Here is a 234-nt window from a genome sequence, read left to right as displayed (position 1 = left end):
CGCGTTGAGGACGGCCCACCGGGTCAGCGGGGCCCGTCTCGGAACGCTCCTGCACGACGCACGGACCCTGCAGCTGGCCGTCCTCAACGCATGCGAGGGTGCACGGACGTCCGGCCGCGACGCGTTCTCCGGCGCCGGGCAGGCCCTCGTGCGCCAGGGTCTGCACGCGGTCGTGGCGATACAGACGGAGATCTCAGACCGCGCGGCGCTCGTGTTCAGCCACGAGTTCTATTG

General features: G+C 70.9%; 1 protein-coding gene. It reads left to right on the top strand.

All coding sequences use genetic code 11. From position 1 onward, the window contains the following. The coding region (locus ACPYOM_RS24025) for a CHAT domain-containing protein (RefSeq protein WP_481347906.1) at nt 1–234 on the top strand (234 nt) is incomplete at both ends.

It is taken from the genome of Monashia sp. HAY1-2A (assembly GCF_056755315.1).
Note: the sequence above shows the minus strand (reverse complement) of the source record. Positions and strands in the feature narration are given on the sequence as shown.